The organism is Streptosporangium sp. NPDC049376, from assembly GCF_044466505.1.
Classification (GTDB): Bacteria; Actinomycetota; Actinomycetes; order Streptosporangiales; family Streptosporangiaceae; genus Streptosporangium.
Genome location: NZ_JBITMT010000008.1, coordinates 109,236 through 135,318, shown reverse-complemented (window position 1 = coordinate 135,318; position 26,083 = coordinate 109,236). Strand labels below are relative to the sequence as shown.

General features: G+C 72.0%; 25 protein-coding genes. 10 read left to right on the top strand and 15 right to left on the bottom strand.

Features of this window, described 5'->3' with window-relative positions:
• Positions 1 to 2: 2 nt before the first annotated feature.
• Complete coding sequence (locus ACIBVQ_RS21600; protein WP_399179449.1) at positions 3 to 644, bottom strand: NAD(P)-dependent oxidoreductase; 642 nt, start codon at positions 642 to 644, stop codon at positions 3 to 5.
• Between the two features lie 97 nt (positions 645 to 741).
• On the opposite strand from ACIBVQ_RS21600, the gene ACIBVQ_RS21595 reads away from it, so the two are divergent.
• The 3 genes from ACIBVQ_RS21595 (at position 742) to ACIBVQ_RS21585 (ending at position 3,834) form a co-directional block, all read left to right on the top strand.
• On the top strand, positions 742 to 1,326 hold the full coding sequence (locus ACIBVQ_RS21595; protein ID WP_399179447.1) for a TetR/AcrR family transcriptional regulator: 585 nt from the start codon (positions 742 to 744) through the stop codon (positions 1,324 to 1,326).
• 311 nt (positions 1,327 to 1,637) lie between these two features.
• Positions 1,638 to 2,957, top strand: coding sequence for a M20 family metallopeptidase (locus tag ACIBVQ_RS21590; RefSeq protein ID WP_399179445.1), 1,320 nt, complete (start codon positions 1,638 to 1,640; stop codon positions 2,955 to 2,957).
• Between the two features lie 88 nt (positions 2,958 to 3,045).
• Complete coding sequence (locus tag ACIBVQ_RS21585; RefSeq protein ID WP_352011848.1) at positions 3,046 to 3,834, top strand: IclR family transcriptional regulator; 789 nt, start codon at positions 3,046 to 3,048, stop codon at positions 3,832 to 3,834.
• 3 nt (positions 3,835 to 3,837) lie between these two features.
• On the opposite strand, the gene ACIBVQ_RS21580 is transcribed toward ACIBVQ_RS21585, so the two are convergent.
• Genes ACIBVQ_RS21580 through ACIBVQ_RS21565 form a run of 4 tightly spaced genes read right to left on the bottom strand, consistent with a single transcriptional unit; the run spans position 3,838 to position 7,763 of the window.
• A complete protein-coding gene (locus tag ACIBVQ_RS21580; protein WP_399179443.1) occupies positions 3,838 to 4,701 on the bottom strand; it encodes an alpha/beta fold hydrolase in 864 nt (287 codons plus the stop codon).
• A 21-nt stretch (positions 4,702 to 4,722) separates the two neighbouring features.
• The gene (locus ACIBVQ_RS21575; protein ID WP_399179441.1) at positions 4,723 to 5,601 is read right to left on the bottom strand and encodes an alpha/beta fold hydrolase; all 879 of its coding nucleotides are present in this window, start codon (positions 5,599 to 5,601) and stop codon (positions 4,723 to 4,725) included.
• Entirely contained in the window at positions 5,598 to 6,545 is a 948-nt protein-coding gene (locus tag ACIBVQ_RS21570; protein WP_399179439.1) for a hypothetical protein, read from the bottom strand. The genes ACIBVQ_RS21575 and ACIBVQ_RS21570 overlap by 4 nt, the downstream gene beginning before the upstream one ends.
• A 9-nt stretch (positions 6,546 to 6,554) precedes the next feature.
• On the bottom strand, positions 6,555 to 7,763 hold the full coding sequence (locus ACIBVQ_RS21565; RefSeq protein ID WP_399179437.1) for a Rieske 2Fe-2S domain-containing protein: 1,209 nt from the start codon (positions 7,761 to 7,763) through the stop codon (positions 6,555 to 6,557).
• A gap of 196 nt (positions 7,764 to 7,959) precedes the next feature.
• Here ACIBVQ_RS21565 and ACIBVQ_RS21560 point away from each other — a divergent pair, with 196 nt between their 5' ends.
• On the top strand, positions 7,960 to 8,952 hold the full coding sequence (locus ACIBVQ_RS21560) for an NAD(P)/FAD-dependent oxidoreductase (RefSeq protein ID WP_399179435.1): 993 nt from the start codon (positions 7,960 to 7,962) through the stop codon (positions 8,950 to 8,952).
• A gap of 19 nt (positions 8,953 to 8,971) precedes the next feature.
• Positions 8,972 to 9,331: a 4Fe-4S binding protein gene (locus tag ACIBVQ_RS21555; RefSeq protein ID WP_362914434.1), complete on the top strand. Its 360-nt coding sequence runs from the start codon at positions 8,972 to 8,974 to the stop codon at positions 9,329 to 9,331.
• Positions 9,332 to 9,389: 58 nt separating this feature from the next.
• On the opposite strand, the gene ACIBVQ_RS21550 is transcribed toward ACIBVQ_RS21555, so the two are convergent.
• Complete coding sequence (locus ACIBVQ_RS21550; RefSeq protein ID WP_399179432.1) at positions 9,390 to 10,562, bottom strand: hypothetical protein; 1,173 nt, start codon at positions 10,560 to 10,562, stop codon at positions 9,390 to 9,392.
• Positions 10,563 to 10,728: 166 nt separating this feature from the next.
• On the opposite strand from ACIBVQ_RS21550, the gene ACIBVQ_RS21545 reads away from it, so the two are divergent.
• The gene (locus ACIBVQ_RS21545) at positions 10,729 to 11,154 is read left to right on the top strand and encodes a low affinity iron permease family protein (protein ID WP_399179430.1); all 426 of its coding nucleotides are present in this window, start codon (positions 10,729 to 10,731) and stop codon (positions 11,152 to 11,154) included.
• 155 nt (positions 11,155 to 11,309) lie between these two features.
• On the opposite strand, the gene ACIBVQ_RS21540 is transcribed toward ACIBVQ_RS21545, so the two are convergent.
• Together ACIBVQ_RS21540 and ligA are read right to left on the bottom strand one after the other, a co-directional pair.
• The gene (locus tag ACIBVQ_RS21540) at positions 11,310 to 12,125 is read right to left on the bottom strand and encodes an inositol monophosphatase family protein (RefSeq protein WP_399179428.1); all 816 of its coding nucleotides are present in this window, start codon (positions 12,123 to 12,125) and stop codon (positions 11,310 to 11,312) included.
• 181 nt (positions 12,126 to 12,306) lie between these two features.
• Complete coding sequence (ligA, locus tag ACIBVQ_RS21535; protein ID WP_399179426.1) at positions 12,307 to 14,403, bottom strand: NAD-dependent DNA ligase LigA; 2,097 nt, start codon at positions 14,401 to 14,403, stop codon at positions 12,307 to 12,309.
• A gap of 388 nt (positions 14,404 to 14,791) precedes the next feature.
• Between ligA and ACIBVQ_RS21530 the strand changes: the two genes are divergently transcribed.
• Positions 14,792 to 16,225: a M4 family metallopeptidase gene (locus ACIBVQ_RS21530; RefSeq protein ID WP_399179424.1), complete on the top strand. Its 1,434-nt coding sequence runs from the start codon at positions 14,792 to 14,794 to the stop codon at positions 16,223 to 16,225.
• A gap of 97 nt (positions 16,226 to 16,322) precedes the next feature.
• Here ACIBVQ_RS21530 and ACIBVQ_RS21525 read toward each other — a convergent pair whose 3' ends face one another.
• Positions 16,323 to 16,718 (bottom strand): RidA family protein, encoded by a 396-nt coding sequence (locus ACIBVQ_RS21525; protein WP_352012082.1) that lies wholly within the window; start codon positions 16,716 to 16,718, stop codon positions 16,323 to 16,325.
• Positions 16,719 to 16,825: 107 nt separating this feature from the next.
• Between ACIBVQ_RS21525 and ACIBVQ_RS21520 the strand changes: the two genes are divergently transcribed.
• Complete coding sequence (locus ACIBVQ_RS21520; RefSeq protein WP_399179422.1) at positions 16,826 to 17,806, top strand: helix-turn-helix transcriptional regulator; 981 nt, start codon at positions 16,826 to 16,828, stop codon at positions 17,804 to 17,806.
• A 24-nt stretch (positions 17,807 to 17,830) separates the two neighbouring features.
• Here ACIBVQ_RS21520 and ACIBVQ_RS21515 read toward each other — a convergent pair whose 3' ends face one another.
• Positions 17,831 to 18,877 carry a LuxR C-terminal-related transcriptional regulator gene (locus ACIBVQ_RS21515; protein ID WP_399179420.1) on the bottom strand — a complete coding sequence of 349 codons (1,047 nt, stop codon included), beginning with the start codon at positions 18,875 to 18,877 and terminating at the stop codon, positions 17,831 to 17,833.
• Between the two features lie 179 nt (positions 18,878 to 19,056).
• On the opposite strand from ACIBVQ_RS21515, the gene ACIBVQ_RS21510 reads away from it, so the two are divergent.
• Positions 19,057 to 20,241 carry an RNA-guided endonuclease InsQ/TnpB family protein gene (locus tag ACIBVQ_RS21510; protein ID WP_399179419.1) on the top strand — a complete coding sequence of 395 codons (1,185 nt, stop codon included), beginning with the start codon at positions 19,057 to 19,059 and terminating at the stop codon, positions 20,239 to 20,241.
• Between the two features lie 251 nt (positions 20,242 to 20,492).
• Here ACIBVQ_RS21510 and ACIBVQ_RS21505 read toward each other — a convergent pair whose 3' ends face one another.
• The 5 genes from ACIBVQ_RS21505 to ACIBVQ_RS21485 form a co-directional block, all read right to left on the bottom strand.
• On the bottom strand, positions 20,493 to 20,990 hold the full coding sequence (locus ACIBVQ_RS21505) for a flavin reductase family protein (protein WP_399179417.1): 498 nt from the start codon (positions 20,988 to 20,990) through the stop codon (positions 20,493 to 20,495).
• Entirely contained in the window at positions 20,987 to 22,198 is a 1,212-nt protein-coding gene (locus ACIBVQ_RS21500; protein ID WP_352011832.1) for an acyl-CoA dehydrogenase family protein, read from the bottom strand. Before ACIBVQ_RS21500 ends, ACIBVQ_RS21505 begins: the two co-directional genes overlap by 4 nt.
• A 40-nt stretch (positions 22,199 to 22,238) precedes the next feature.
• Entirely contained in the window at positions 22,239 to 23,750 is a 1,512-nt protein-coding gene (locus tag ACIBVQ_RS21495) for an aldehyde dehydrogenase family protein (RefSeq protein ID WP_399179414.1), read from the bottom strand.
• Between the two features lies 1 nt (position 23,751).
• Positions 23,752 to 24,144, bottom strand: a complete 393-nt coding sequence (locus ACIBVQ_RS21490; protein ID WP_352011830.1) for a nuclear transport factor 2 family protein — start codon at positions 24,142 to 24,144, stop codon at positions 23,752 to 23,754.
• A gap of 110 nt (positions 24,145 to 24,254) precedes the next feature.
• Entirely contained in the window at positions 24,255 to 24,860 is a 606-nt protein-coding gene (locus ACIBVQ_RS21485) for a TetR/AcrR family transcriptional regulator (RefSeq protein ID WP_362776253.1), read from the bottom strand.
• Between the two features lie 125 nt (positions 24,861 to 24,985).
• On the opposite strand from ACIBVQ_RS21485, the gene ACIBVQ_RS21480 reads away from it, so the two are divergent.
• Positions 24,986 to 26,083, top strand: a complete 1,098-nt coding sequence (locus ACIBVQ_RS21480; RefSeq protein ID WP_399179412.1) for an aldo/keto reductase — start codon at positions 24,986 to 24,988, stop codon at positions 26,081 to 26,083.

The following is a 26,083-nucleotide window of genomic DNA, read 5'->3' as shown; positions in this document are numbered from 1 at the left end:
CCTCAGTAGCCCAGTGAGACGGTGTGGCCGACGGTCTCGGGGGCGGCCAGCGTGGCGAGGATGGCGTCGGCGAGGTCCGCGCGGGAGATGAGGATGCCCCCTCTGACGTTGACGTCGACGGCGGTGCGGTACGGCTTGCGCCTGCCGTCGGTGAGCCGGGGCGGACGCATGATGGTCCAGTCCAGGCCACTGGCGCGGACGGCGTCGTCGGTGCGGACGAAGTCGGCGAACCCCTCACGCAGGAGGCGCTGCAGCATCGGCTTGACCAGCAGGCGGCTGACCGGTCCGTCTCCACTGTCGACGATGTGGCCGCTGGCCGTGACGACGACAAGGCGGCGGGTCCCCGCGGCGCGCATCGCGGCGATGATCGCGCGGGCGCCGTCCGCGCACACCGATCCGCCGCCTCCCGGCCGGGGCCCGAGGGCCGAGATCACGGCGTCCCCGCCGGTCACGGCGGCGACGACGGCCTCCGGGGCCGCGGTGTCCATGACGTCGGCGACGACCGGCTCAAGCCTCGGGTGGCCGGTGGACGTCAGCCGGGCCGGGTCGCGCACGACGGCGGTGACGTGGTGGCCCGCGGCGAGGGCCTGCTCGACCACGTGCCGCCCGGTACCGCCGGTCGCTCCGAACACGGTCAGCTTCATCTAAACTCCATGTGGTTAGTAAACGTTCGCTAGCCCTTGGAGGTTAGTGAGCGATCACTAACCTCGTCAAGCGACGCCCAGCCAGAAAGGGACCGAGATGGGCACCAGGGACGTGATCCTCGACGCGGCGGCGGCGGTGATGGCCGAAAGGGGCCTCGCCAACGTGACCACCCGTCAGATCGCGCAGGCCGCCGGGTTCACCGAGGCGACTCTCTACAAGCACTTCGCGGGCAAGGCCGACCTGCTCGTGGCGGTGATGCGGGAACGCTCCCCCGGCTTCACCCGGCTGGCGCAGGCGCTGAACGGCGGGGCGGGCACGGGCACGCTCCTGGGCAACCTCACCGCGCTGGCCCAGGCCGCGATCGCCTTCTACGGCGAGGGCTTCCCGATGCTCGCCTCGGTGTTCGCCGATCCGGCGACCCTCGCCGCGCACCGGGAGGAGCTACGTGTCCACGGCGCCGGTCCGCACAAGGTCAACGAGGCCGTCGCGGCCTACCTGAGCGCCGAACGGGACCTCGGACGGCTGCAGCCGGAGACCGACGTGACCGCCGCCGCCGGGCTGCTGCTCGGGGCCTGCTTCCAATACGCCTTCCTCGGGCACATGACGCCGCCCGGCGACCGCGACGACGAGAGGGCCGCGGCGTCCTTCGCCCACACCCTCCTCGAACGGCTCACCGTGTGACGACCACTTATGGGATGGAGATCTTCACCGTGGCGTCGCCGTACGCCGATTCCGTGTGGGCGTCCCGCTGAGCGGGACGTTTCCATGGGCGGCTCCCCTCCGGCCGGCGGATCATCTCGGCAGGGCGGAAACGGCTCCCGAGTGGGACCCCCGGCCACGCGCCGGGGGTCCCACGCGGGACGAGTCAAGGAGATCCCCATGCCACGTCCCCTGCTGGTCCTGCTGGTCTGCGCGGCCGTCGTCGCGGCGCTGCCGCCGCTGTGGCGCCTGCTCGCCAGGCGGGTCAACACCCAGGTCCGCCGGATCAACCGGTGAACGCGCCCGACGGGCTCGACGGGCTCGACGGGGACCGGCGCGACCTGGTCGCCGCGGCCTGGCGGCACGTCACGGGCGACCGGCTGCGGGAGCTGTTGCGCGGCCTGGTGGACGTCCCCAGCCCCACCGGCGGCGAGCGTCCCCTGGCCGAGCACATCGCCGCCACCCTGACGGCCGCCGGTGTCACGGCGGCCGTCCAGCCGCTCGACGACCGGCAGGCCAACGCGTGGGGCCGGTTGCCCGGCGACGGCGGCGGCCCCGACCTCATGCTGTACGCACCGATCGACACGCTGACCACCGGCCGCGAGGACGAGGACGTCCCGTGGATCGGCCCCGCTCTGCGCCCCGACATGCGTCCCGCCGCCCGCGTCGAGGGTGACCTGGTGACCGGGCTCGGCGCGGGCAACCCGAAGGGGCACGCCGCCTGCGTGCTGATGGTCGCCGAGGCCGTCCACCGGGCCGGGCTGCCGCTGGCCGGGGACCTGCTGGTCGCCTTCGGGTCGGGCGGCATGCCCGCCAACGCCGCGCCCGGCGCCGGACGGCGCAATGTCGGTCAGGGGGTCGGCTGCTCCTACCTGCTCGAACAGGGGATCTGGGCGGACTTCGCGGTGATCGCCAAGCCGGGGTGGACGGTCTCCTGGGAGGAGGTCGGGCTGGCCTGGTTCGAGGTCGTCGTCCACGGCGTCCACACCTACGCCGGCTCACGGCACCGCCTGCCGTACGAGAACGCGGTCGCCAGGGCGGGCGAGGTGGCCGTACGGCTTGAGCGGTGGTTCGCCGGGTACGCCGAGCGGCACACCGAGGGGACGGTCGCCCCGCAGGGCGTCGTCGCCGCGATCGAGGGGGGCTGGCCGTACCGGGCCGCGGTGACCCCGGCCGCGTGCCGGTTGCTCGTCGACCTGCGGCTGAGCCCGCGCACGACCCCCATGGAGGCCAAGCGGGAGTTCGGCGCCGCGATCGAGGAGATCCGCGCCGAACTGCCCGACGTCCCGGTGACGTTCGAGATGGTGCTCGCCGTACCCGGCACCGCCTCCGACCCCGGGGGCTGGGTGGCCCGTGAGGCCGTCGCCGCCTGGGAGGCCACCGAGGGGCGTCCGCACGAGGTGGCCCTCGGCAACAGCGGCGCCACCGACGCCAACATCCTGCGGGGCCGGGGGGTGCCGACCGTGCGGATCGGCATGCCCAAGATCGCCGGGCTCGACTTCTCCCTGGGGATGAACACCGCCGACGTCAGGGAGATGGAGCGGCTCACCCGGCTGCTGGTCCGCGTCGCCGTCAACACGGTCACCAGGTCCCGCACGGAGGTGGGCATATGACCAAATCGGTCACAGAGGGTAGCTATTTCGAATGGAACGCACCAAACTACTCCTCACAGGTCTCCGAACCGCCTGGGAGGTCCCTGCGATGACGGTGCTCCCGTTCGCCCGCGCCGGATCGACGCCGGGCAACGCCGAGGCGATGAACTCCGTCCTGGGCAAGGCCCGTCTGATCATCGAGGCCTTCACGGCCGAGGACGACGCCCTGTCCCTGTCCGAGCTGGTCAGGCGCACCGGAGTGGCCAAGGCGAGTGTGCACCGGCTCGCCCAGGAGTTGCTCGGCTGGGGGGTGCTCGAACGGGCGGGCAGCCACTACCGCCTGGGGCTGCGGCTCTTCGAGATCGGCCAGCGGGTGCCCAGGCAGCGGATCCTGCGTGAGGCGGCCCTGCCGTACATGGAGGATCTGCTGCTCGCCACGCACGAGACCGTCCACTTCGCCATCCACGACGGCCTCGACGTGCTGTACGTCGAGAAGCTCATGGTGCACCGGGGCCTGCGCAAGCAGTCCCGGGTCGCCGGGCGGCTCCCCCTGTTCTGCACCGCGACCGGGAAGGTGATCCTCGCCTTCTCCCCTCCGGCCCTCTTCCACGAGGTCGTACGGCGCGGCCTCACCCCCATGACGCACCGGACGATCACCCAGCCGGGGCTGCTCCAGGCCCAGATCGCCAGGGTCAGGGCGGAGCACCTCGCGGTCGAGGCCGAGGAGACCAGGCTCGGTTACACGAGCCTGGCCGTGCCCGTCTTCGGGGACACCGGCGCGCTCGCGGGCGCGTTGTCGATCACGGCGCCCACCTTCAGGATGAACCACGGCCGGTTCACGGCCGCGCTGCGCACCGCGGCGCTCGGTGTCTCCAGGACGCTCCAGGCGACGGGCTGACGCCTACGCGGAGATCGGGTGCCCGGCGAGGAAGGCCAGGCTCAGCCCGTTGTAGCGCACGGCCTGCTCGTGCTGGGGCCAGTGGCCGCACTCGTCGAACAGCACCAGCTCCGAGCCCGCGATGGCCCTGTGCATGGCGGCCGCTTCCGGCACCTCGCCGAAGGGGTTGTCACGGCCCCACACGATCAGGGTCGGCACGTCGAGCCTGGCGAGGTCCTCCGGGCGCAGGATGTTCCGCAGCCGGGTCTCCATGTCCTGCAGGCACAGCAGGTTGCCGATGTTGGCGGCGAAGCCCGGCCGGTGGTAGACGGCGTGCCTGACCGCGACCAGTTCCTCGGTCGCGTCCTTCGCGTCGGCCATCAGCAGCCGCAGCCGCCGCCTGGTCAGGTCGATGTCGTCGCCGGTGACCGCCTGCCTGGTCGAGGTGCGGATGCGCTCCATGACCTTCGGGTTGGCCACGGTGCCCCCGGCGCAGAGCAGTTGCAGGGAGGCCACCCTCCCGGGCGCGTCGATCGCGGTGCGTGCCCCGACCCAGCCGCCGAGGGACTCTCCGACGATGTGGGCGCTCGCGATCCCGGCCGCGTCCATGTAGGCGAGCAGGTGGTCGCGGTAGCGGGGGATCTCGTAGGGGTAGTCCGGCATGCCGGTGTATCCGTGGCCGAGCATGTCGATCGCGTGACAGGCGTAGCGGTCGGCGTGGGCGCCGAGATTGCGGGCGAAGGCCTCCAGGTGGCCGCTGGTTCCGTGCAGGAAGATCACCGGCTCACCGGTCCCCGCCTGCAGGGAGCGGGTGGGGACGCCCCCGGCGTCGACGGTGGTGACCCGGAAGTCGAGACCGGTCAGTTCGGTCCAGATGGTGGTGGTCATGGGGTTCTCCTCCATGGTCGTTCAGGGGTGGTCGACGGAGCGCAGGAAGCCCTCGACGACCGCGTGGTAGGCGGCGGGCCGTTCCTCCTGCAGGTGGTGCGAGACGTGGTCCATGACGTGCAGGTTTCCGCGCCTGAGCATCCGCGACAGCATGAGCGGGTAGTCGGGGGTGAGGAAGGCGTCCTCACGTCCCCAGATGAACAGCGCCGGCGCCTCGACCAGCCCGAGCTCGGCGGTGAGGTCCTGCCAGTCGCCCCGGGGCGAGTCCGTCATCGCGGCGAGTTCGCGCTCCCCGGGGTCGAGGCTCTGCCGCCAGCGCATGTCCACGGTCTCCTCGGGCAGGCGCGCGGCGTCGTACCACTCCAGCCGGGTGATCAGCTCGCGCATCTTCTCCCGGGTCGGTCCCCGCCCGCCGTAGTAGACGTCGCGGGCGGCGCGGCCCCGGTGCCCGCGCTCCGGCAGGGGCGCCAGAGGACCGTAGAAGACGGGCATGCTGCCGGTCACCACGAGGGAGCGGACACGGTCGGGGTATCGGGCCGCGAGGCACAGCGCGATGGTGCCGCCCCAGGAGTTGCAGACGAAGTCGGCCCTCTCGACGCCGAGGACGTCCATGAACGCGACGGTCTTCGCGGCATGGAAGTCCCACATCGGCCCACTGATTCGGCATTTTTCGGATTTGCCGTACTGGAGGATGTCCACGATCAGGCACCTCCGGCCGGCCGAGAAGTACGGCGCGACGGGCCCGAAGTCGCTCCAGCCGGTGCACCCGGGGCCACCGCCGTGCAGGAAGATCGTGTCCGGCCCCTCCCCCAGCTCGTGGAAGTGGTACCTGACGCCGTCCGCGTCGGCGAAGCGGCTCTCGGGCGGGACGCCCGCCGCCGGTGAGGGCGTGCCGGTCATCGGTGACCTCCCGCGGGGTCGAGTACTGCCACGCCCATCCCGGTGAGCCACTCGGGCATGGGCGCGTAGACCAGCGGCGTGCCCGGCACGAAACCGAGCGCGGCGGCCATCACCAGCCAGGTCCGCAGCTCCTGGCCGCCGTTGCCCGCCGCCTCCTCCACCTCGGCGGTCGTCAGGGAGGCGTAACGGCGCAGACGGCCGCCCGCGAGGTCGTCGAGGAAGGCCCGGTCGAACTCGGGGAAGATCGTCGGGCGGGCGGCCACGATGATCTCCCTGCGCCGTCTGTCGTAGCGTTCCCACTCGCCCCGCCCGTTGGTCCAGGCGTCCACCAGGAAGGCCTCGTCGTCGTCCTGGGGGTCCGCCCAGTCGCTCGGCCACGGCAGCCGGTGGGACAGCCCGCCCGAGGCGACCACCACCACGCGCCGGTCCCCCGTGATCCGTCCCACGGCCCCGGCGAGGTTCTCCCCAAGCCGGACGCAGCGCGCCAGTGTGGGCAGCGGCCGGGCGAAGACGTTGACGACCAGCGGGACGACCGGCACCTCCAGGTCGCCGAGCAGGTACTGGATCGCGTGCGACTGCCCGTGGTCGATCTGCAGCCGGGCCGAGATCGCCACCTCGGTGCCCGCCTCGACCAGGTCGGCCGCCAGCGCCCGCGCGAAGGCGGGGTCGGTCCGCTGGGGCCCCTTGGGGGTGCCCGCCTCCCCCGTGGCGACGACCTCGCCGACGCCCACGGTGAAGGCCGGGACCAGGTCCAGCCAGAGGCCGCGGAAGTGGTTCGACCCGACGATCACCACCACGTCGGGGCGCGCCAGCGCCACCCGGCGCCTGGCGGTCTCCAGCGCGTCGCGGAAGGCCTCCGCCCGGTCGGTGTGCACGACCCGGTCCCAGTGCGTGTTCATCAGGGTCGAGTGGGACGCCCCGACCCCGAGCACGATGCCGGACATATCCGGCCCTCAGTCCGTGTTCCCTGCGCGCAGCCGTTCGAGGCGTTCCTCGGTGGTGTCCTCGGCGAGTTTGCGCCACCGCAGGAGGGAGTCGTCGGGGCGGTAGAGCTTCTCCGGCGGCGCGTCGGTGACCTCGACCATCCACTTGTCCTGGCCGGAGAACTGGCCGTGGAAGAGCCAGCGCACCGCGCCGAGATACTTGGCGTAGAACGGCAGCGCCCGGACACCCCTGCTGAAGTCGGCCAGCATGCCGACGTACAGGTGGTTCTCCGCGTCGACCGGCACGTAGAACTCGTAGTGGATGAAGGTCGGGTAGACGATCCGCAGGACGCCCGGCATGCCGACCGAGGCGAACCCGGGGAACTCCTGGGCCGCGATCGTCGGGTTGACCCGGCGGTGCGAGGCGGTGTTGCCGATGTTCTGGACCGTCCTCGGGGGGCGGGCCTTGTACCACGCCGTCCCCGACCACCTGCCGAGCCCGGGGAAGTCCGCCTCCCAGAACTGCTCCCGCTGCACCCGGTAGATCCAGCGTCCGCGCCTGACGATGCTCGTGGTGTTCCAGACCGGCATCGGTTTGAACAGCCGCCACAGCGCGGTGCGGTGGAGATACTTGGCGTGCCCCTCGTCGTAGCCGTTCTCGCAGGCGAACCGCCAGTTGCCCGCGCGCGCCTGGATCCGCTGGCCCACGACCGCCGGGTTGCCGACCAGTTCCTCCGGCAGCTGCTCGTCGATCGGGTGCGGCCTCTCGCCGTCGCCGACGTACACCCAGACCAGGCCCAGGCGCTCCTCGACGTCGTAGGTCGGCTGGGTGACCTTGCCGCAGATCGGCGACCCCGGGCCGTCGGTGATCGCGGCCTTCAGGACGCCCGTCTCCAGGTCGAAGGTCCATCCGTGGTAGACGCAGGAGATCGTCCCGGGGAACTGCTTGTCGCCGTGGCTCAGCGGAACCCCCCGGTGGGGGCACCGGTCCCGCATGCCGTACACCCTGCCCCGGTCGCGGATGACGAACAGGCGCTCGCCGAGCAGGGTGACGGGGCGCGGCTTCTCACCGACCTGCGAGGAGAAGCAGACCGGGTACCAGTAGCCGCGGAAGCCCGCCGCCGCGGCCTGGTAGTGCGGCCAGCTCGACCAGTCCTGACGGCCCGGCAGCCTGCCCGCGCGGTGCCCCCTCGCCGGACTCATGGTCGGATTCACGGTCGGATCAACGGTTTCGGTCATGTCTGCTCCAGTCGCCTCACGCCGGTGCCGGGAGCAGACCATCCGGCCCGGGGCCCGGGGAAGGAACCCGGTTCACCCAGCGGACCGCGCGGCGAAGCACACGGCGGTCCGGTGAGCGGTCCCCGCCGCGGGACCTGACCGGGGTGCCCGGCCTACGTTCTGCTGCGAGAACGCACCGACCCCCAGGGAGCCCGTGGTGAGCACCCCCACACCCGTCTCGGCCGACGTCCTCGTCGTCGGCGCGGGACCTGCGGGACTGTACGGCGCCTACTGCGCCGGGTTCCGCGGCCTGTCCACCGTCGTCGTCGACGCCCTGCCGCAGGCGGGCGGCCAGGTGACGGCCCTGTATCCGGAGAAGGAGATCCGCGACGTCGCCGCCCTCCCCGCGGTCAGGGGCAGGGACTTCGTCGCCGCCCTGGTGGAGCAGGCCTCGGCCTTCGGCGCGACCCGCCTCATGGGCAGGCGGGCCGTACGGCTCGAACACCGCGACGGCGAGCCGGTCGTGACGCTGGACGACGGCACGGTCGTCAACGCCCGCGCCGTCGTGCTGACCTCCGGGATCGGCACACCGACCCCGCGCCCGCTGGAGTGCGGCCAGAAGTGGCTCGGCACGGGCCTGTCGTACTTCGTGACCGACCCCCGGGCGCACACCGGCCGGGACGTGGTGGTCGTCGGCGGCGGCGACAGCGCCCTGGACTGGGCGGACACGCTCGGCCCGATCGCGCGTTCGGTGACCCTCGTGCACCGGGGGGCCGTCTTCCGCGGGCACGCGGCGACCCTCGACCGCGTCAGGGCCGGGCGGGCGCGCGTCCACACCGAGACACGCGTGACCGCGCTCGAAGGGGACCTCGTCGCGGGCCGCCTGGCGAAGGTACGGCTGCGGGCCCGCTCCGGCGAGGAGACGGTCGTCGCGGCCGACCACGTGATCGCCGCGCTCGGCTTCGTCAGCGACCTGGGCCCGCTGCGGGACTGGGGGCTCACCCTGCGGGGGCACACGGTCGCCGTCGACCGGTCGATGCGGACCAACCTGCCCAGGGTGTACGCCGCGGGCGACCTGGCCGGTTACGAGGGCAAGGTGCGGCTGATGTCCGTCGGCTTCGGCGAGGCCGCCACCGCCGTGAACCACGTGGCCGTCGACCTCGACCCCGGCCTGTCCCTGTTCCCCGGCCACTCCACCGACGGCCCCTGACCCCCGAAAGGACACCACCGTGACCTATGTGATCGGACCCGGCTGCATCGACGTCCTCGACCGTTCCTGCGTCGACGTCTGCCCTGTCGACTGCATCCACGTCGGCGAACGCAAGAGCTACATCAACGCGAGCGCGTGCATCGACTGCGGCGCGTGCGAGGTCGAGTGCCCCGTCTCCGCGATCGTCGTGGACCGGCGCGCCCGAGGGGACGAGACGCTGAACGCCCACCTTGAGGACTCCCGCGCCTTCTTCCTTGAGGTGCTGCCCGGCCGTGACCGGCCCCTCGGCGACCCCGGCGGCGCGCTGCCGACCGGCGAGATCGGCGTGGACACCCCCCTGGTCGCCGCGCACCCGAAGCGAAACGGCGGCCTTCCGTGACCCGCCCGGGTCCGCCGAGCCGGTGGCCGGGGCCGGACGAGCATCTCCTCAGCCGACGCTAGCGCCTCGTCCAGACCCATCCCCTGCTGTCCTCGTCGTGGGAGGGACTGCCACCGACCGCGAACACCTGGTCTCCCCCGGGGACCTTGGCCATGTCGAACACCTCGGGTGCGTTGTTGGCTTTGGGCGCCTTCTCGCGGGTCCAGGACCGGCCGTCGAAGTGGAGCAGAATGCGATGCTCGTCGTAGGCGTAGTTGGAAGCGCCCAGCCATACCCCGCCATGGCCGTCCGGCGCCACGGATCCGAACGAGATCGCCTCCTCCGGGACGCCGCCGGGCAGGTCCCATCGGCTGCCGTCCCAGCGCATCAGCAGTGCGGCCTGGCGGCGGCCCGGCCGCATGATCGTGCCCGCGACCCAGACCTCTCGTGCCGACACCGCCGCGACGTCGCGGAACGAGGCCTTCGCACCGCTGAGCGACGGCGGTGCGGGCACGGCTCTCCAGCGGCGGCCGTCCCAGTGTTCGATCGCGGAGACCTCCCCCAGATCATCGCGGGTGAGCGCCCACAGGTCGTCCGGGGCCGCCGCGCTCAATCTCTTCACGGACGAGGCCGAGGAAACAGGGACCTCGGCCCAGCCCGACGGGGACCAGTGCGCGAGAGGGAGGGGGCGCCAGCGCGGATTCTGCCGTGTCCCGGTGATCTGGCCGCCGGCGATCCACACGTCCTCGGGACCGGCGACGACGGCGTCGTTCAGGCGGGCCGAGCGCGGCCAGGGCGGTCTTCCCCGGCTTGTCCACCGGCGGCCGTCCCAGCGCCACATGTCCGCGTCCTGGTCGAAGATCCAGACATTGGTCGCGGCCGTTCCGGAGACGACCGTGGGATACCGCAGGCTCCCCGGCGGGCGGGTGGACCGCCATTCGTGTCCGTCCCAGCGCCACAGGCTGCCGCCGTACGGGCCGACGGGCTCACCGTCGGTACCCACCGCCCACGCCTCTCCGGGCGCGACCGCGACGACCCTGGTCATCTCGGAGCCTCCATGGACCGTCTCGGTCCACACTCCCGCGGACAGGGGCGGGTCTCCCTCGGCCGGAGTGCCGTGCCCCGGCGCTCGGCCCGAGGCGCCCCGCGAGTCCGCGGCGCCGCCGCCCGAACATCCCGCCGCGGCGACGCCCAGCACCGCGAGCACGACCAGCGGCCCGATCACGAGCGAATCGCGCGGGAACCGTGCCATGGAGCAGAAGCCTACGCATCCCGATCGGATGCTGTTCGTCCGGTGAGGCGGCGGTGGCGGTGACCGGCGCGAAGCACCACATAAAAATTACGGACGGCGATGATTCCAGAACGTTCTCCTGGATAGCTGTCCTTTCTCGCGTTTTGGTGGAGTAAAGGGGGCGGCGATGACGACACATCACTCCGGCAGCAGCGACACGGCCACCATGCCGACGGACGTGAACGCCCGCCTGTCGTTCTTCGACCGCTTCGCCACCAAGGCCGCCGCCTTCGTCTCCGGTGCCTGGTTCTTTGCGATGTGCGTGCTGCTGGTCCTGGTCTGGGCTCCGTCGTACTTCCTCTTCGGTGACGTCGACACCTGGCAGCTGATCATCAACACGGCCACCACCATCGTGACGTTCCTGCTGGTGGCCCTGCTGCAGAACACGCAAAGGCGGGCCGATGAGGCCCTGCAGCACAAGTTGAACGCGATCGCCGACGCGCTGGCCGACCTGATGAAGCAGGTCGCCGCCGACCGGCAGCTGAAGCAGCTGCACGAGGACATGCGCGAGCTGCGTGCCGCCGTCGGCCTGGAGAACAAGGAAGGCACCTGATCCCGGCCCGCGGTTCTCACGCACCGTGGCGAGCGCCGACACCGGCCGATCACGACGACGCCCGCCGGCGTCGTGGCGTAACCGATCTCCGGCAGACACCTCGTCGGATCGTGGCGACTGAGCGATCGGGCCGGCCGAGCGATCGCGGCGGCTGATCAGGAGAGCGGCCTCTCCTGTTTTCGGCTGTGGATCATCGACATCAGCAGCCCGTGGGTCTCGGCGTCGGCGGCCACCACAAGCCCGCGGCCCGCCCGCCCGATCGGGGCACCGTCGATCCCGGTGACCACACAACCGGCGGCCCGGCACACGGCGATCCCGGCGGCGAAGTGCACGCTCCCGGACAGGTCACCGCCGTCGGTGACGTACGCGGCGCGTCTACCGGCCGCGACCCAGGCCAACGCCAGCGTCGTGGACACGACCCTCGGCCGGAACCGCTCGGCGAACCCGGCGTGGGCCAGCAGGTCAACGGCCCGGAACCCGGGCGCGCTCGGGAACGGCGGGTCCAGGTTGACGTCCACCAACCGGCTGGCGGAAGTGGGCACCAGCCGCGCGTCGGCTCCGTCGTGCCGCGTCCAGGCGGACTCGCCGTCGGTGAAGAGGACCTCGCCGCCGAACGGGTCGGCCACCGCCGCCGCCCCGTCGCGCAGCGCCACGTTGACCGCCACCGGCATGCCGCCGACGGCGTAGTTCAGCGTGCCGCACAGGGGGTCAACCAACCACTGGCGCTCGGCGCCGGCCGCGCCCTGCCGCCCGCCTTCCTCGCCGAGCACCGCGTCATCGGGCCGGGCGGCACGGAGGACGCGGAGGATCGCCTTCTCGGCCTCCACATCGGCGGTCGTGGCGAAGTCTCCGGCGCCCTTGTCGATGCGGGCGAGCCGTCGGCCGTACAGGCCACGCACCACGTCAGCGCCGGCACACGCCGCGGCTATCGCGACCTCGGCGTCGCCGGGACCCGCGTTGGAGTCGATCACGCCGTGCAGGGTACCGGGAGCCGGTCTCCATCGGCCGGATCGGACGTCACCCCTGCGGCCGGCCGCCACCGGACAAGGCCGTGGACGGTCGACGGCCGGTGTGCCCTTCCGGGGCAAGGACGGTGTTCGATCACCGAGCGCCCGCAGCGTGGACGCCCCGTCCTTCAGGCGGGGGAGGATGTCACAGGAACGCGCCGACGAGTGCGGCGAACTCCTCCGGTGAGGCGATCCGTACGCCCAGGCCCTCGGCCTTGGCCTTCTTGGACCCGGCCTTGTCTCCGGCGACCAGCAGCGACGTCTTGGCCGAAACCGCGGACGACGCCTTGCCTCCCGCCCGTTCGACGAGCTCGTTCACCTGGTTGCGCGACAGGTCCTGCAGGGAACCGCTCATCGCGCCGGTGACCACGACCGTCATCCCGGCCAGCGGCAACGCGGAGTCCTCGCCCTTCTCGTCCTCCTGGCCGTCGGACGCCCCGTCGACCGCCACGGCCGGTGTGACGCCGGGCTCGACCATGTTCACCCCTGCCTGGATGAGTTTGTCGATCAGCGGACGCAACCCGGCCAGCTCGGCGACCACGTCCGGGGCCTTCTTCGGGCCGATGCCCTCCACCGCCTGCAGGTCCTCGGCGGACGCGGCGAGAACGGCCTCCATGGTGGCGAAGTGCCGGGCGATCCGGCGGCTCATCGACCGGCCCGTGCCGCGAACGCCCAGTGCGCAGAACACCCTGCTGAGCGGCCGGGTTTTGGCGGTCTCGATGGCGGCCAGCAGCTTGTCGGTGCTGGTGTCCCCCATCCGCTCCAGGGTGAGGACCTGGTCGCGGGTCAGGAGGAACAGGTCGGCGAAGTCGGCGATGAACCCGGCGTCCAGCAGCTGGACGATGCGGGACTCGGCCAGGGTCTCGATGTCGAGGCAGTCGCGGCCGACCGCGTAGGCGATGGGGGCCAGCGCCCGGCAGGCCCGGCCCCGCACGCATCGCCACCGTTCCTGCGAGCTGTCGATGACGTCTCCGCAGTTCGGGCACGTCTCGGGGAAGGCGATCGGCTGCTCGTCGCCGGTGCGCAGGTGCACCACCGGCGCCTCCACCCGCGGGATGACGTCTCCGGCCTTGTAGACGGTCACCGAGTCGCCCAGCATGAGACCGCGCCGGGTGATGTCGTTGGGGTTGTGCAGCGTGGCGTAGGTGACGATCGACCCGTCGAGCTCGACCGGCTCCAGCACCGCGCGCGGGGCGATGATGCCCGTACGGCCGGTGTTCCACTCCACCGCGACCAGCTTGGTGATCTTCTCGACGGCGGGCAGCTTGTAGGCGACCGCCCACCGGGGAGCGCGCGAGCTGAACCCGGCCTGCGCCTGGTCCTCCGCGAGGTCGCACTTGATGACGATGCCGTCGATGCCGAAGGCCAGATCCGCTCGCTGGGCGGCGATCTGCTCGACGCGGGCCTGGATCTCCTCGACGCCGGTGGCCGTGACGCCGGCGACCGGCGTGGCGGCGGTGGTCTGCACGCCCCACGCGGCGACCAGGCCCATGATCCGGCTGTGCGGCAGCTCGCGCAGCCGTACGGCCACCTCGGAACCGTCACCGGGCGGCAGCGGCAGAGCGCCGTAGCCGAAGAAGGTCAGCTCGCACACATACGGCCGGTCCTGTGCCCGCAGCGTGCCGGCGGCCGCGCTGCGCGGGTTGGCGAACGTGGTGCCGTCGTGGGCCTGACGTTTGGCGCACGCCGCCTCGAACTGGGCGGCGGTCATCATGACCTCGCCGCGGATCTCGACCGTGACCGGCTCGGTGAGCGCGCCCGGCAGGCCGACGACCGTCCCGATCGCGTGACTGACGTCCTCCCCGGCCGTGCCGTCGCCGCGCGTGATGAGCTGGACCAGGCGGCCGTTGCGGTAACGGGCCGAGATCGCCAGGCCGTCAAGCTTGGGCTCCACGCTCCAGGCGGTGACCGGACGGCCCAGGCGGCGCTCCAGCCCGGCGGCCCACTTGGCCAGGCCGTCGGCGGAGAACACGTTGTCCAGGCTCAGCATCGGGGTGCTGTGCGGGACGTCGCCGACGACGGCGCCTCCGGCGACCTTTCCCGTGGGCGAATCCGGCGACACGTCGCCCGGGTGCTCGGCCTCGTAGGCCTCGATGCCGCGGACCAGCCGGTCGTAGTCGTCGTCGTCGAGGGAGGAGGTGCCGTCGCCGTAGTAGGCGGCGGCGGCGTCGACCGCCAGCTGGACCGCCGCGGCGTAGGCGGCCCGGTCAGCGGGAACGGTGAGAGGAGGCGTGTCGCTCATGAGGACATCCTGTCGAACGGAACCGACATTCTCCGGACCGCGAACGTGCGGTGAACAGGGGTGGTCAACCGGCCGTGCGCGTCGTCCGAACGATCACGCGGAGCCCACGTGCTCCTCACGGAAGGCCGGACGGCCCAAACCGGGCCGGCTTCCTGTGCGCGCACGTCAGGCCCTGCCCCGTCGATTCACGGCCGAGGCCACGAGGGCCCCTCGGGACCGGAACGTGTTTTCCGGTCCCTGGCCCGTGCGCCCACCGGGAGCGCTATGCATGCCATACGCCCGAAATATAAGGATTTGTAGGGTTCTCCGCCCCCCATGTCGATGGCACCGTTGGGGCAGCCCTGGCCGGCCACGGCTCCTTGCGCCTGCGGACAAGGAGTCATCGCGTATGAACCTCAAAACCACGCTGGGAGCGTTCGCTCTCATGACGGTCGTCACCATGGGCACGACGGCGCCGGCGAACGGCGCGGAGACCACGAGCACGGCGTCCCGGCTCGCCACGGTGCACAGCGGTGCGGGAACGGCCGGCCGGGCGCTCCTGGGCTCGGGCAACAGCCACTTCAACGGCAACCCGGTGGCCGTCCAGACCACGTACTCCGGGGGCCTGTACTCCCTGAACGACCCCACCCGCCCCGGTCTGAGCTGCGGCCGTCTCAACGGCCCCGTCCTCACCAAGGCGACCGACGCCTGGGGTGACGGAACCGGCACCAGTCTGGAGACCGCCTGCGTCGACGTCATGTTCGCCGCGCAGAAGCACTGGGACATGCTGCGTGACTGGCTGGGACGCAACGGCGTCGACGGAGCCGGCCACTCCTACCCGGCCTCCGTCGGCCTGAACGGCGTCAACGCCTACTGGGACGGCGCCCGCGCCGTCTTCGGCCACAACAGCGCCCGCACCGACCAGCTCACCTCACTCGACCTGGTCGGCTACCACTACGGCCTGGCCGTCTACGCCAAAACCGGTTACGACGACGGCAACGGCCCGGAGGCGCAGTCCCTCCGCCTGTCTGCCGCCGACATCTTCGGCACCCTGACCGAGCACTACGCCAACCACCCCCCTGCCCTGGACGAACCGGACTACCTGATCGGCGAGGAGGTGAACATCGTGGGCGGTGGGCCGCTCAGGAACATGTACGACCCCTCACTGACGGGTAACCGGAACTGCTACCCCCTCTCCATGATCCCGCCCGCCGACGGCGGACCGCAGGACCACTGGTTCTACCTGCTCGCCGAGGGCACCAACCCGCCGGGCAAACCCGCCAGCCCGGTCTGCGCGGGCCCGTCCACGCTGACCGGCGTCGGCATCCAGAAGGCCGCCCGGATCTTCTATCAGGGGATCCAGCGCAAGTCCCTCGGCTGGTCGTACGGCAGGGCACGCGTGGCCACCATGCTGGCCGCGAAGAACCTCTACGGCTGCCCCGAGATGAACGCGACCAAGGCCGCGTGGACCGCCATCCGCGTCCCCGCCCAGGCCGGCGAGCCGACCTGCTCGACGCCCACTCCCCCGCCCTCCCCCCATCCCAGCGGGATCACGGTCGACCCGCCCTCGGCCACGGTCAGCCCCGGCGGGTCCACCACCGTCCAGATCAGGCTGTCGCCCGACACGGACCAGCCGGTGACCCTGTCGGCCACCGGCAACCCCGCGGGGACGACCGTCAACATCGTCCGGAACGGTCAAACCATCACGGCGACCATCAACGTCTCGGCCGGCGCCCCCCTGGGTACCCACACCATCACCTTCGTCGCCACCTCCGGCGGCTCCGCCAAGACGGCCCATTTCACCCTCACGGTCATGGGGGAGGGCGATCAGGCGACGCCTTGACGAACGACCGCCACGGGTGCGGCCGGAGGAGGGGCGGCCGCGGAGACCGTCCGCCCCTCCGGCCGCCGGGACACTCCGGTGGTGTCGCACGGGTGCCTCAGGCGACGGCGGTTCCCTCAAGTTCGACCATCAGGTCGGGGATCGCCAGCCGTGTCACTCCGAGCATCGTGGTCGACGGCGCCACCCCGGCGGCACCCAGCCGCGACGCCAGCACGCCGTAGTGCTCGAAGAGCCGGTCCACGTCGGTGGTGTAGACGTTGAGCCGGACGAGGTCGGCGAGGGACATGCCCGCCTCACCGAGCACGGCCTCCAGGTTGTCCAGGCTCAGCGCCAGCTGCGCCGCCATGTCACCGGCGTGCCGGGGCCTGCCGTCTCCGCCCATCGCGGTCTGCCCGGCGCAGTACAGGGTCCGGGTCTGCCCGGAGACGAGTTCCCCCTGGTTGTATCCCAGCTCCGTCGACCACGCCCACGGGTTGACCGCCGTTCGCTCCACTGCCATGTCAGCTCCATTCGATTACATTCATCGGCCCGATGGCCATGTCACCAAGCCTCCCGGCAAATCACGACATCTTGTGTCGTGTATTCCAGTAGTGTTTTTGCGTGCGTGCCGATCGGCTGGTCTCGCTGGTGTTGCTGTTGCGGCGGCACGGCCGGCTGTCCGCGGTCGCGCTGGCCCGCGAGCTTGAGGTGTCCACCCGCACCGTGCTGCGCGACATCGAGGCGCTGTCGGCGGCCGGTGTCCCGGTCTACGCCGAACGCGGAAGGCACGGCGGGTTCTCGTTGCTGCCCGGGTTCCGGACCGAGCTGACCGGGCTGAACCACGACGAGGCCCTCGCCCTGCTGATCGCCGGGTCCCGGCGCGGCGCGCAGGCGTTCGGCCTCGGCTCCGCACTCGCCTCGGCGATGCTCAAGGTGATCGACGCGCTGCCGGAAAGCCATCAGGGCATCGCGGCCGAGGCGGCCGAGCGGCTGCTCATCGACCCGGAGACCGACCTCCTCTCGCGCCGGTCGGTCGCCGAGGAGGTGTCGGACGCCGTGGTCGCCGAGATCCGGCGCGCGGTGCTCGCCGGGCACAGACTGCGCATCCACTACGCGGCCGTCGGCCAGGCCCCGAGGTGGCGCACCGTCGATCCGATCGGCCTGGTCACCGTACGCGACCAGGGCTACCTGCTGGCCACGCGGTCCGGCGCCGACCGCACCTACCGGCTGTCCCGGGTCCTGGCCGCCGAGAGGCTCGCCGAGCCCGCGCGGCGGCCGGACCGGGTCGATCTGGACCGGGCCTGGCAGGAGCGCGGCACGCGGTTCCGCGCCGGTGGCGACCAGGTCGCCGTGCTGGTACGGCTGGCCCCGGCCAGGCGGGAGGAGCTGGTGGGCACCGCGCTGGCCGTCCTCGCCGAGGATGCCGACCCGGACGGCCTGCTGCGGATGGAGGTGACCTTCCAGGACGCGAGACACGCCAAGTGGGCACTGTGGCAGCTCGCCCTGGACGCCGAGGCCCTGGCCCCGCGGTGGTTGCGCGCCTGGCTGCGCGAGCGCGCCACCGCGATCGCCACCCGCTACGAGGACCGCCCCGAGGACTGACGGGTGCCGGGCCGTACGGCGGGCTCAGCGCAGCAGGCGGTCGAGCAGTTCCGCGCGCGTGTGCACGCCGAGCTTGGCGTAGATCGACTTGAGGTGGTGCTTGACCGTGTGCGGGCTGATGAACAGCTCGGCCGCGATCTCACCGTCCCTACGGCCGGTGAGGGCGCGGGTGGCGATCTCGGCCTCGCGCGGGGTGAGGGACGCCAGCCGGTACGGGGCGACCAGGCGCGCCGTACCGTCCCGTACGGTGATGACCGAGACGATCACGTCCGGCTGGCCGGGCAGCCGCTGCGAGGTGACGGTGAGGTGCGGCCCGGTCTCCAGGGCGCCGTCCGCGCTCCAGGAGACGACCGTCCTTTCCCCGTCGCAGTCGAGCAGCCGCTCCACCTCAGGGCGGTCGTCGCCGAGCCTGGCGAACAGGGACAGGGCGGGCGCGTTGAGGTGGCGCCGCGCCAGCGCCAGGTCGGTCAGCACGACCGGCGTGCCGCACCGGTCGAGCGCCTCGGCCAGCTGGTGGCGTTCACGCTCGATCGAGGACCGCTCCCGCACCGCGGACACCGCGATACCCAGCACCATGGCCGCCACGTGGGCGGCGTCGCGGTCGGCCTCGGTGAACTCGGGCTGCCCGTCCCGCCGGGCCAGGTTCAGCGTGCCCGCCACCTCGGCGCCGACGACGAACGGGGCGCACAGCACCCGCGCCATGGCGTGCGGGGCGAACACGTCGTGCACGATGGGCAGCTTCAGCCACTCCTCCCTCGGCATCAGCGAGTCGCTGTCGCACACCCGGCGTTCGCGCAGGGCTCGCTGGACGACGGGGTCCCGGTCGCGGCCGTGGCGCTCGTAGCTGCGCACGTAGTAGTCGCCCAGTCCCCGCACCCTGGCCGCGGCGGGGCGCCCGGTCACGTTGTCGTGCACGTAGACGCCCGCGGCGAAGGAGCCGAACCTGCCCGGCGCCTCTTCGAGGAAGTCGAGGAAGCGGTCGAGCAGCCGGTCGAGGGAGGGCGAGGCGACCAGCTCGGCGACGAGCGCGGGCGGCAGCGATCGGACCGGATCGGCGGCGGGACTGCCCATCAGATTCTCCCGAGGGGACTGTCGCCTTTAGGTGACGGGGGAATCGGGAGCGGGAGGGCCGCCAAGGCCCGAGCGTGCAGTGACCCGCCTGGTCCGCGCATCGCGGATGTCCTTCCTGGTTTTGTCGGTGCCGGCCGATATCGTGACGGCGTAGTTACCGAACGCGATGGGGGTGGGGTGTGCGCAGATCGTTCAAATCCCTGTTGCGTCCCACCCGCCACCAGGAGATCGCGCTGGCGGCGTGCCTGGACGATCATCGGGCCCTGTACAACGCCGCTCTGGAGCATCGCCGCACCGCCTATGCCAAGGCGGGCGTGAGCATCCGCTACGGCGAGCAGTCGGCCGAACTGAAGCACATCCGCGCCGACGACCCGGACGGGCAGGGGCGCTGGTCCTTCTCCTCCCAGCAGGCCACCCTTCGACGGCTCGACAAGGCGTTCCGTGCGTTCTTCGACCGCGTCAAAGCAGGCCGCACGCCCGGTTCCCCGCGGTTCAAGGGGCGTGGCCGGTTCGACACCGTTGAGTGGCCCAGGGACGGTGACGGTTGCCGGTGGGACTCCCAGCCCGAGCACCCCACCGCGACGTTCGTGCGCCTTCAAGGGGCCGGGCAGGTCCGGGTGCACCGGCACCGGCCGGTCAAGGGCCGCGTGAAGACGATCGGCGTCAAGCGGGAGGGCTCCCGCTGGTACGTGATCCTGTCGTGCGACGACGTGCCCGCCGAACCACTTCCCGCCACGGGCACGGCGGTCGGCATCGACCTGGGCGTCGCCGCGCTGGTGACCACCTCCGGCGGCGAGCACGTCGCCAACCCGCGCCACCTGGCCGCGACCGCCGATCGTCTCGCGCAGGCTCAACGAGCCCTGGCCCGTAAGAAGAGAGGCTCCACGCGGCGCCGTAAGGCGGTCGCCCGTGTCGCCGCCCTGCACGGCAAGGTCCGCCGTCAGCGTCTTGACCACGGGCACAAGGCCGCGCTCGCCCTGGTCCGCGCCTATGACGTGATCGTTCACGAGGATCTGCGGATCGCGAACATGACCCGCTCGGCTGCGGGCACGGTCGAGCGGCCCGGCCGGAACATCGCCGCCAAGTCCGGGTTGAACCGGAGCATTCTGGATGCGGGGTGGGGGGTGTTCCTGACGATTCTGCCGTACAAGGCTGAGAGCGCCGGTCGAGAGCTGACCGCGGTGAACCCCGCCCACACCTCCCGCACCTGCGCCGCCTGCGGGCACCGCGCTGCGGAGAACCGCCTCACCCAAGCCGGGTTCCGATGCCGGGAGTGCGGGCATGCCGCGCACGCCGATGTGAACGCGGCGGTCAACATCTTGAGGGCAGGGCTTGCCCTTCGCCAGGCCGCGGAAGCGGCTTAGCGAGAAGCCGCTTCCTTCAGGGAACGGAGGAGTCACGACGTGCTCCACTCTCGACACGCTCGGCCGGGCGGCCCGCCGAGGCGTCCCGCCCGGACCGGCTTCCTCCCACCTTCCAGGAGGACGGCCGTGGCCGCCAAGCGTCGGGTCCGCTCAGCGGACCCGCGCCCGGCGGCTCGCCATCCGGCCGGGTCCGGCGGGCCGTCATCGGCCGGGTCCGCCGAGCCGCTGTCCGGCCGGGTCCGCCGGGGCCGTCACCCGGCCAGACGGCCGTGGAGGAAGAGCAACGGCTCACGCTCGGGTTCGGCGGCCAGTGAGACCACCCGCCCGATGAGCATCCAGTGTGAGTTGTTGCGCAGCGTCCCCGCCAGGCGGCACTCGAAGCTCGCCGTGGTCCCGGCGATCAGCGGCGCGCCGACCACTCCGGGGACGTGGTCCACGTGCTCGAACTTGTCGGAGTCCTTCGAGGCGAACAACCGGGCCGTGGCCGCCTGCCCCGAGGAGAGCACGTTCACCGCGAACACCCCGGAGCGTTCGATCGCCGACCAGGTGCGGGAGGTCGCCGCCAGGCAGACCAGCACCTGGGGCGGGTGCAGGGTGAGGGAGGTGAAGGCGTTGACGGTGCTGCCGTACGGCGTGCCGTCCAGGGTCGTCGTGACGACCACGACCCCGGTGGGGAACTGGGCGCACGCCGATCTGAAGGCCTCGGGAGTCGGCTCGGTCGACGGCTCACACGAGGTGGCCCCGTTCATGACGCCGTGCGCAGGGCCGGTGCCTGGCCCGGGTCGAGCCCCATCGAGATCAGTCCGGCCATCTCCGCGCACGCCAGCGCGTTCGGCGGCATGATCGGGCCGGTCATGGCGTCCCGCAGCATCAGCTCGTAGCCCTTGGCCCGCATCAGCGAGTTGAGGCCGCCCGCCGTCGTGCCGAGCGTGGAGATCGTGTGGATCGCCGTGCCGACCATCAGCTTCGCCCGCAGGAACGCGGCGCAGGTGTTCAGGCTCGGCCCGCTGTTCTCGTCGGCCTCCCAGGCCGCGTGGTACATCATCAGCCTGGCCGCCTCGATCTGGGCCGCGATGTGCCCCATCGCGGTGCTGATCGTCGGGTGGTAGCCCATCGGCTGGGCGTGGCCCTTGGCCGTGCGCGTCCCGAGGGCGTTCCGCAGCCACTCCGCCATCGCCTCGGCGACACCGAGGTAGACGCCGGTGTAGCCGCCCCACGCGATGTGGGCCTGGGCCACGATCCAGTTGCCGAGGAAGTCGCCGAACTCGCACAGGACGAGGTCGTCCGGCACGAACGCCCCGTCGATGCGGACCTGGTTGCTGCGGGTCGAGCGCATGCCCAGCGTGTCCCAGTCGTCGGTGACCGTGATCGCGCCGTCCTGGCGGGTCGGCATCAGGAAGCCGACCACGTGGGTCGGGTCGTCCGCCCACTCCGGGTGGGCGAACATGAAGGCGTAGTCGCTGGCCTCCCACAGGGAGGCGAACATCTTCGTGCCGCTGACCTCCAGGCCGCCGGGCACCCGGCGCGCGGAGAGGGTGGGCATGTAGGTGGCGGGCAGCAGGCTCGACGCGGACGGCTCGGACAGCGGCGCGCAGATCAGCGCGCCGTCCCGGACCACCAGGTCGGCCACCCGCTTCCTGGCGTCGGCCGGTACGGCGTCGAGTGTGGCGATGATGCGGGTGGCCACGTAGTGCATGTTGAAGCCGAGCGCGGTCGAGGCGTCGCCCTTGGCGAGCGCCTCGACGGTGGCCAGCCACTGGGTCGTCCTGGCCCCGAGGCCGCCGAGGTCGCGCGGGAGCGCGACGCCGTACAGGCCCGCCTCGCGCAGTTTGGCGAGGTTCTCCGTCGCGGTGCTGCGGTCGCGGTCGTGCTCCCCGGCGTGGGGGGCGAACCCGGCGGCGAGTCTCGCGCCGAGCTCGGCCAGTTGCGCGCTGTGTTCGTCGAGGTCGAAGCGCATGGTGGTGCCTGTCTTCCTGGTCGATCTGTTCTGAAAGGTCTCAGGTCCACATCGGTGGACGGGCGGTGTCGAGGCTGGCGTGGACGACCTTGGTCGAGGTGTACTCCAGGAGGGTCGAGGTGGCCCCCTCCCTGCCGAAGCCGCTGGCCTTGACGCCGCCCTGCGGCTGGCCGAGCGGTGTCGCGAACCAGGTGTTGATCCAGACCATCCCGGAGTCGAGGCGGTCCGCCAGCCGGTAGGCCTGGGCAAGGTCGGTGCTCCACACCCCGTTGGCCAGCCCGAAGGCGACCCTGTTGGCCCGTTCGACGACCTCCTCCTCCGAGGTCCAGGACTCCACGGTGAGCACGGGGCCGAAGAACTCCTCGCACGAGGCGCTGGTCGTGCCGTCCGGGGAGGCCAGGACGGTCGGCCGGTAGTAGCTGCCCCCGGCCAGCTCGCCGGGCATCTCCGGGACGTGCCCGCCCGCCCTGAGCCCCGCTCCCTCGGAGAGCGCGGCCCGCACCCTGGCGGCGACCAGGTCGCGGTGCCCGGCCGTCACCAGCGGGCCGAGCTGGGTGGCCGGGTCGAGGGCGTCGCCGACGACGATCGACTCGGCGCGGGCGACGACCCTTTCGAGGAGTTCTTCGTGGCGGTCCCGGTGCACCATGAGCCGTGAGGAGGCGAAGCACACCTCGCCGTTGGCGGCGAAGACGCCGGTGAGCACGTCCTCGGTGACGGTGTCGAGGTCGGCGTCCGGGCAGACCACCATGGCCCCCTTGCCGCCCAGTTCCATCAGCGCCGGGACCAGCCGCTCCGAGACGCCCCCGAGGATGCGGCGCCCGGTCTCGGTGCCGCCGGTGAAGCTGACCTTGGCGACGTCGGGGTGGGAGACGAGCGCGTGCCCGGCCTCGGGGCCGAACCCGGTGACGACGTTGACGACGCCGGGCGGGAACAGGTCCTGCACGAGCCGGACGAACTCCACCGTGCTGACCGAGGCCAGTTCCGACGGCTTCACCACGACGGTGTTGCCCGCGGCCAGGGCGGGCGCCAGCTTGTGCGCGACCGAGATCAGCGGCGAGTTCCACGGGATGATCGCGGCGACGACGCCGAGCGGGCGCGGGGTGGTGGAGACGTGGGCGCCGGGGCCGCAGGGCACGGTCCGCCCGTGCAGGTCGCGGACGACGCCGGAGAAGAACCGGAAGATCTCCGCGGCCGTCGGCACGTCGATCAGGCCGCCCTCGCGGATGGCTCTGCCGTTCTCGGTCGCGAGCAGGGCGGGCCAGCGTCCGGCGTCCTGGGTCAGCCGCTCGGCGACGGCCCACAGCAGGGCCTGCCGGGTGTCGAGCGAGGTCCGCCGCCAGGTGTCGAAGGCGCTCCTGGCCGCGGCGACCGCGCGGTCCACGTCGCCCGCCGTACCCTCGGCGACCTGCGCCCAGACGCGGCCGGTGCTGGGGTCGACGGCGGGGAAGGTCCGGGCGGCCCTGACCTCCTCGCCGCCGATCAGCAGGGGTTGCGGGGCGGCCAGCGAGAGCCGGCCGGCCGTGACTCCCGTGGTGGCTTCGGTCGTGGTCATGTCAGAAGCCGATGTGCTGGGAGTGGAAGGGGTTGTCGATGCGGATGCGCCAGGTGCCGTCGGCCTGGCGGCAGAAGACGTTGCTGTCCACGGCGCCCATCTCGATCGGCTCCCCGTCGGGGCCGGTCCCGGTCAGGTGCCACCTGAGCGCGACCAGGGCGACGTCCCCCGCCTCGACCCGGTGCAGTTCCTCGATCGTCAGGTGGGGCTTGGTGTCGATGAACCGCTGGAGCGCCTCCCGCAGGGCGGGCAGCCCTCGGACGGGCTCCGTCCCCGGCGCGGTCTGGAAGACGGTGTTCTCGTCCCAGCAGGACACGGCCAGGTCGAGGTCCCCGGCGTTCATTGCCTCGACGAACAACTCGTTGAGCTCGGTGACGCTGTTGTGCGAACCCACGGTTACTCCTTGGTGAGGGGGGTGCGTTTCCCTCAACGTAGGTTCGGCCGCAGGCGGCCACATCCCGCCGGGACGGGGTTCGCGGGCATCCCCTGTTCGGGGGATGCCCGTCAGTTCGCGGGGAAGGAGCCCGCGCGCAGGCTGGCGATGCCCATGTCGAGGGCGGCCTCCAGGTGGGTGGTCTCGCCGGTGGACATCTGGATCAGCACGCCGCCCTGGACGCACGCGAGCAGGGCCGCCGCGGCGCGGTCGGGGTCGACGGCGGGGTCGATCTCGCCGGCGCCCTGCATGTGCCGTACTCCGGCGGCGAGCTCGGCCTGCCAGCGGCCCATCAGCCCGGTGACCACGGCGCGGGCGCCGGGGGTGCCCTCGCCCAGGTGCGAGGTGACGGCGTTGAGCGGGCACAGGCCGCCCTGCCTGCGGTAACGCTCGACGACGGTGTCGCGCCACGACCACCAGGCGGGCCAGGAGGTGAGGTCGCCGAGCTGGGGCCGCTGGTCCTCAAGCACCCGGTCGGCCTCCAGTCGTGCCACGGCCAGCAGCAGCTCCTCCCTGCCGCCGGGGAAGTAGTGGAACAGCTGGCTCTTGCTGGTGGCGGTCCTGGCCAGCACGTCGTCGAGGGTCGTCGCGGCCACGCCGAACTCGCGGATGTGTGCGGCGGCGCCGTCCAGGATGCGCCGCCGGGTCGCGGCCCCCTTGCGGGTGAGCGTGGGCATGACCACCTCCAGATTGGACTTTTCAGTCCATATTATCGCGCCAGTTTTGGACTTGACAGTCCATTTTATGCCGCGCAAGGTGGGTCGCGAAACCACCCGCCCATCTCAGAACGGGAAGGACCCCCATGTCTCTCGACCAGTACTACCTGCTCGGACGTTCCGGGCTGCGGGTCAGCAGGCTCGCGCTCGGCACGATGAACTTCGGCACCGGCGGCTTCCACGCCGCGTACGGCAAGGCCCGGGACGAGATCCGCCCCGTCTTCCGCCGCTACCTGGAGGCGGGCGGGAACCTCATCGACACGGCCGACTTCTACACCGCCGGAGAGAGCGAGACCATCCTCGGCGACCTCATCGCCGAGGCCGGGGTGCGCGACAGGGTGGTGCTCACCACCAAGTTCACCAACAGCGTCGAGCCCGGAGACCCGAACGCGGGCGGCAACGGCCGCAAGCACATGATCAGGGCGGTCGAGGCGTCGCTGCGCCGCCTGCGCACCGACCACATCGACCTGTTCCTGCTGCACACCTGGGACCGGATCACCCCCGTCGAGGAGGTCATGCGGACCTTCGACGACCTCACCAGGGCCGGGAAGATCCGTTACGCGGGCCTGTCCGACGTGCCCGCCTGGTACGCGGCCCGCGCCCAGACCCTCGCCGAGACCGGCGCCTTCCCCCCGGTGCTCTGCGTGCAGCTGCCCTACTCCCTCATCGACCGGGCGATCGAGTTCGAACACGTCCCGATGGGACGCGACCTGGGGGTCGGCATCACGGCGTGGAGTCCCCTCGGCGGCGGCTTCCTGACCGGCAAGTACCGGCGTGACGGACAGGGTCTGACCGGGCCGGGCAGGCTCGACCGCTCGGGCTCGGCCTGGCGGTCGTGGACGGACCGGGAGTGGCGGATCCTGACGGCGGCCGAGAAGGTCGCCGCCGAGCTCGGGGTGACGACGGCCCAGGTCGCCGTCAACTGGGTCGCAACCCGGCCCGGGATCGCCTCGGCGATCGTCGGGGCGAGCGACGTGCGGCAGCTCGACGGCACCATGGCCGCCCTCGGCTTCGAGATCCCGCCGGAGCTGCGCGCCGTCCTCGACGAGGCGAGCGCCGTGACGCCCCCGCTGGTCTACGGCATGTTCACCCCGGAGTACCAGGGCAATCTGGTCAGCCCGGGGGTCAAGGTCGGGGACAAGCCCGCCGGATACGCCCCCGCCGTACGGAACTGGGTGGCCTGA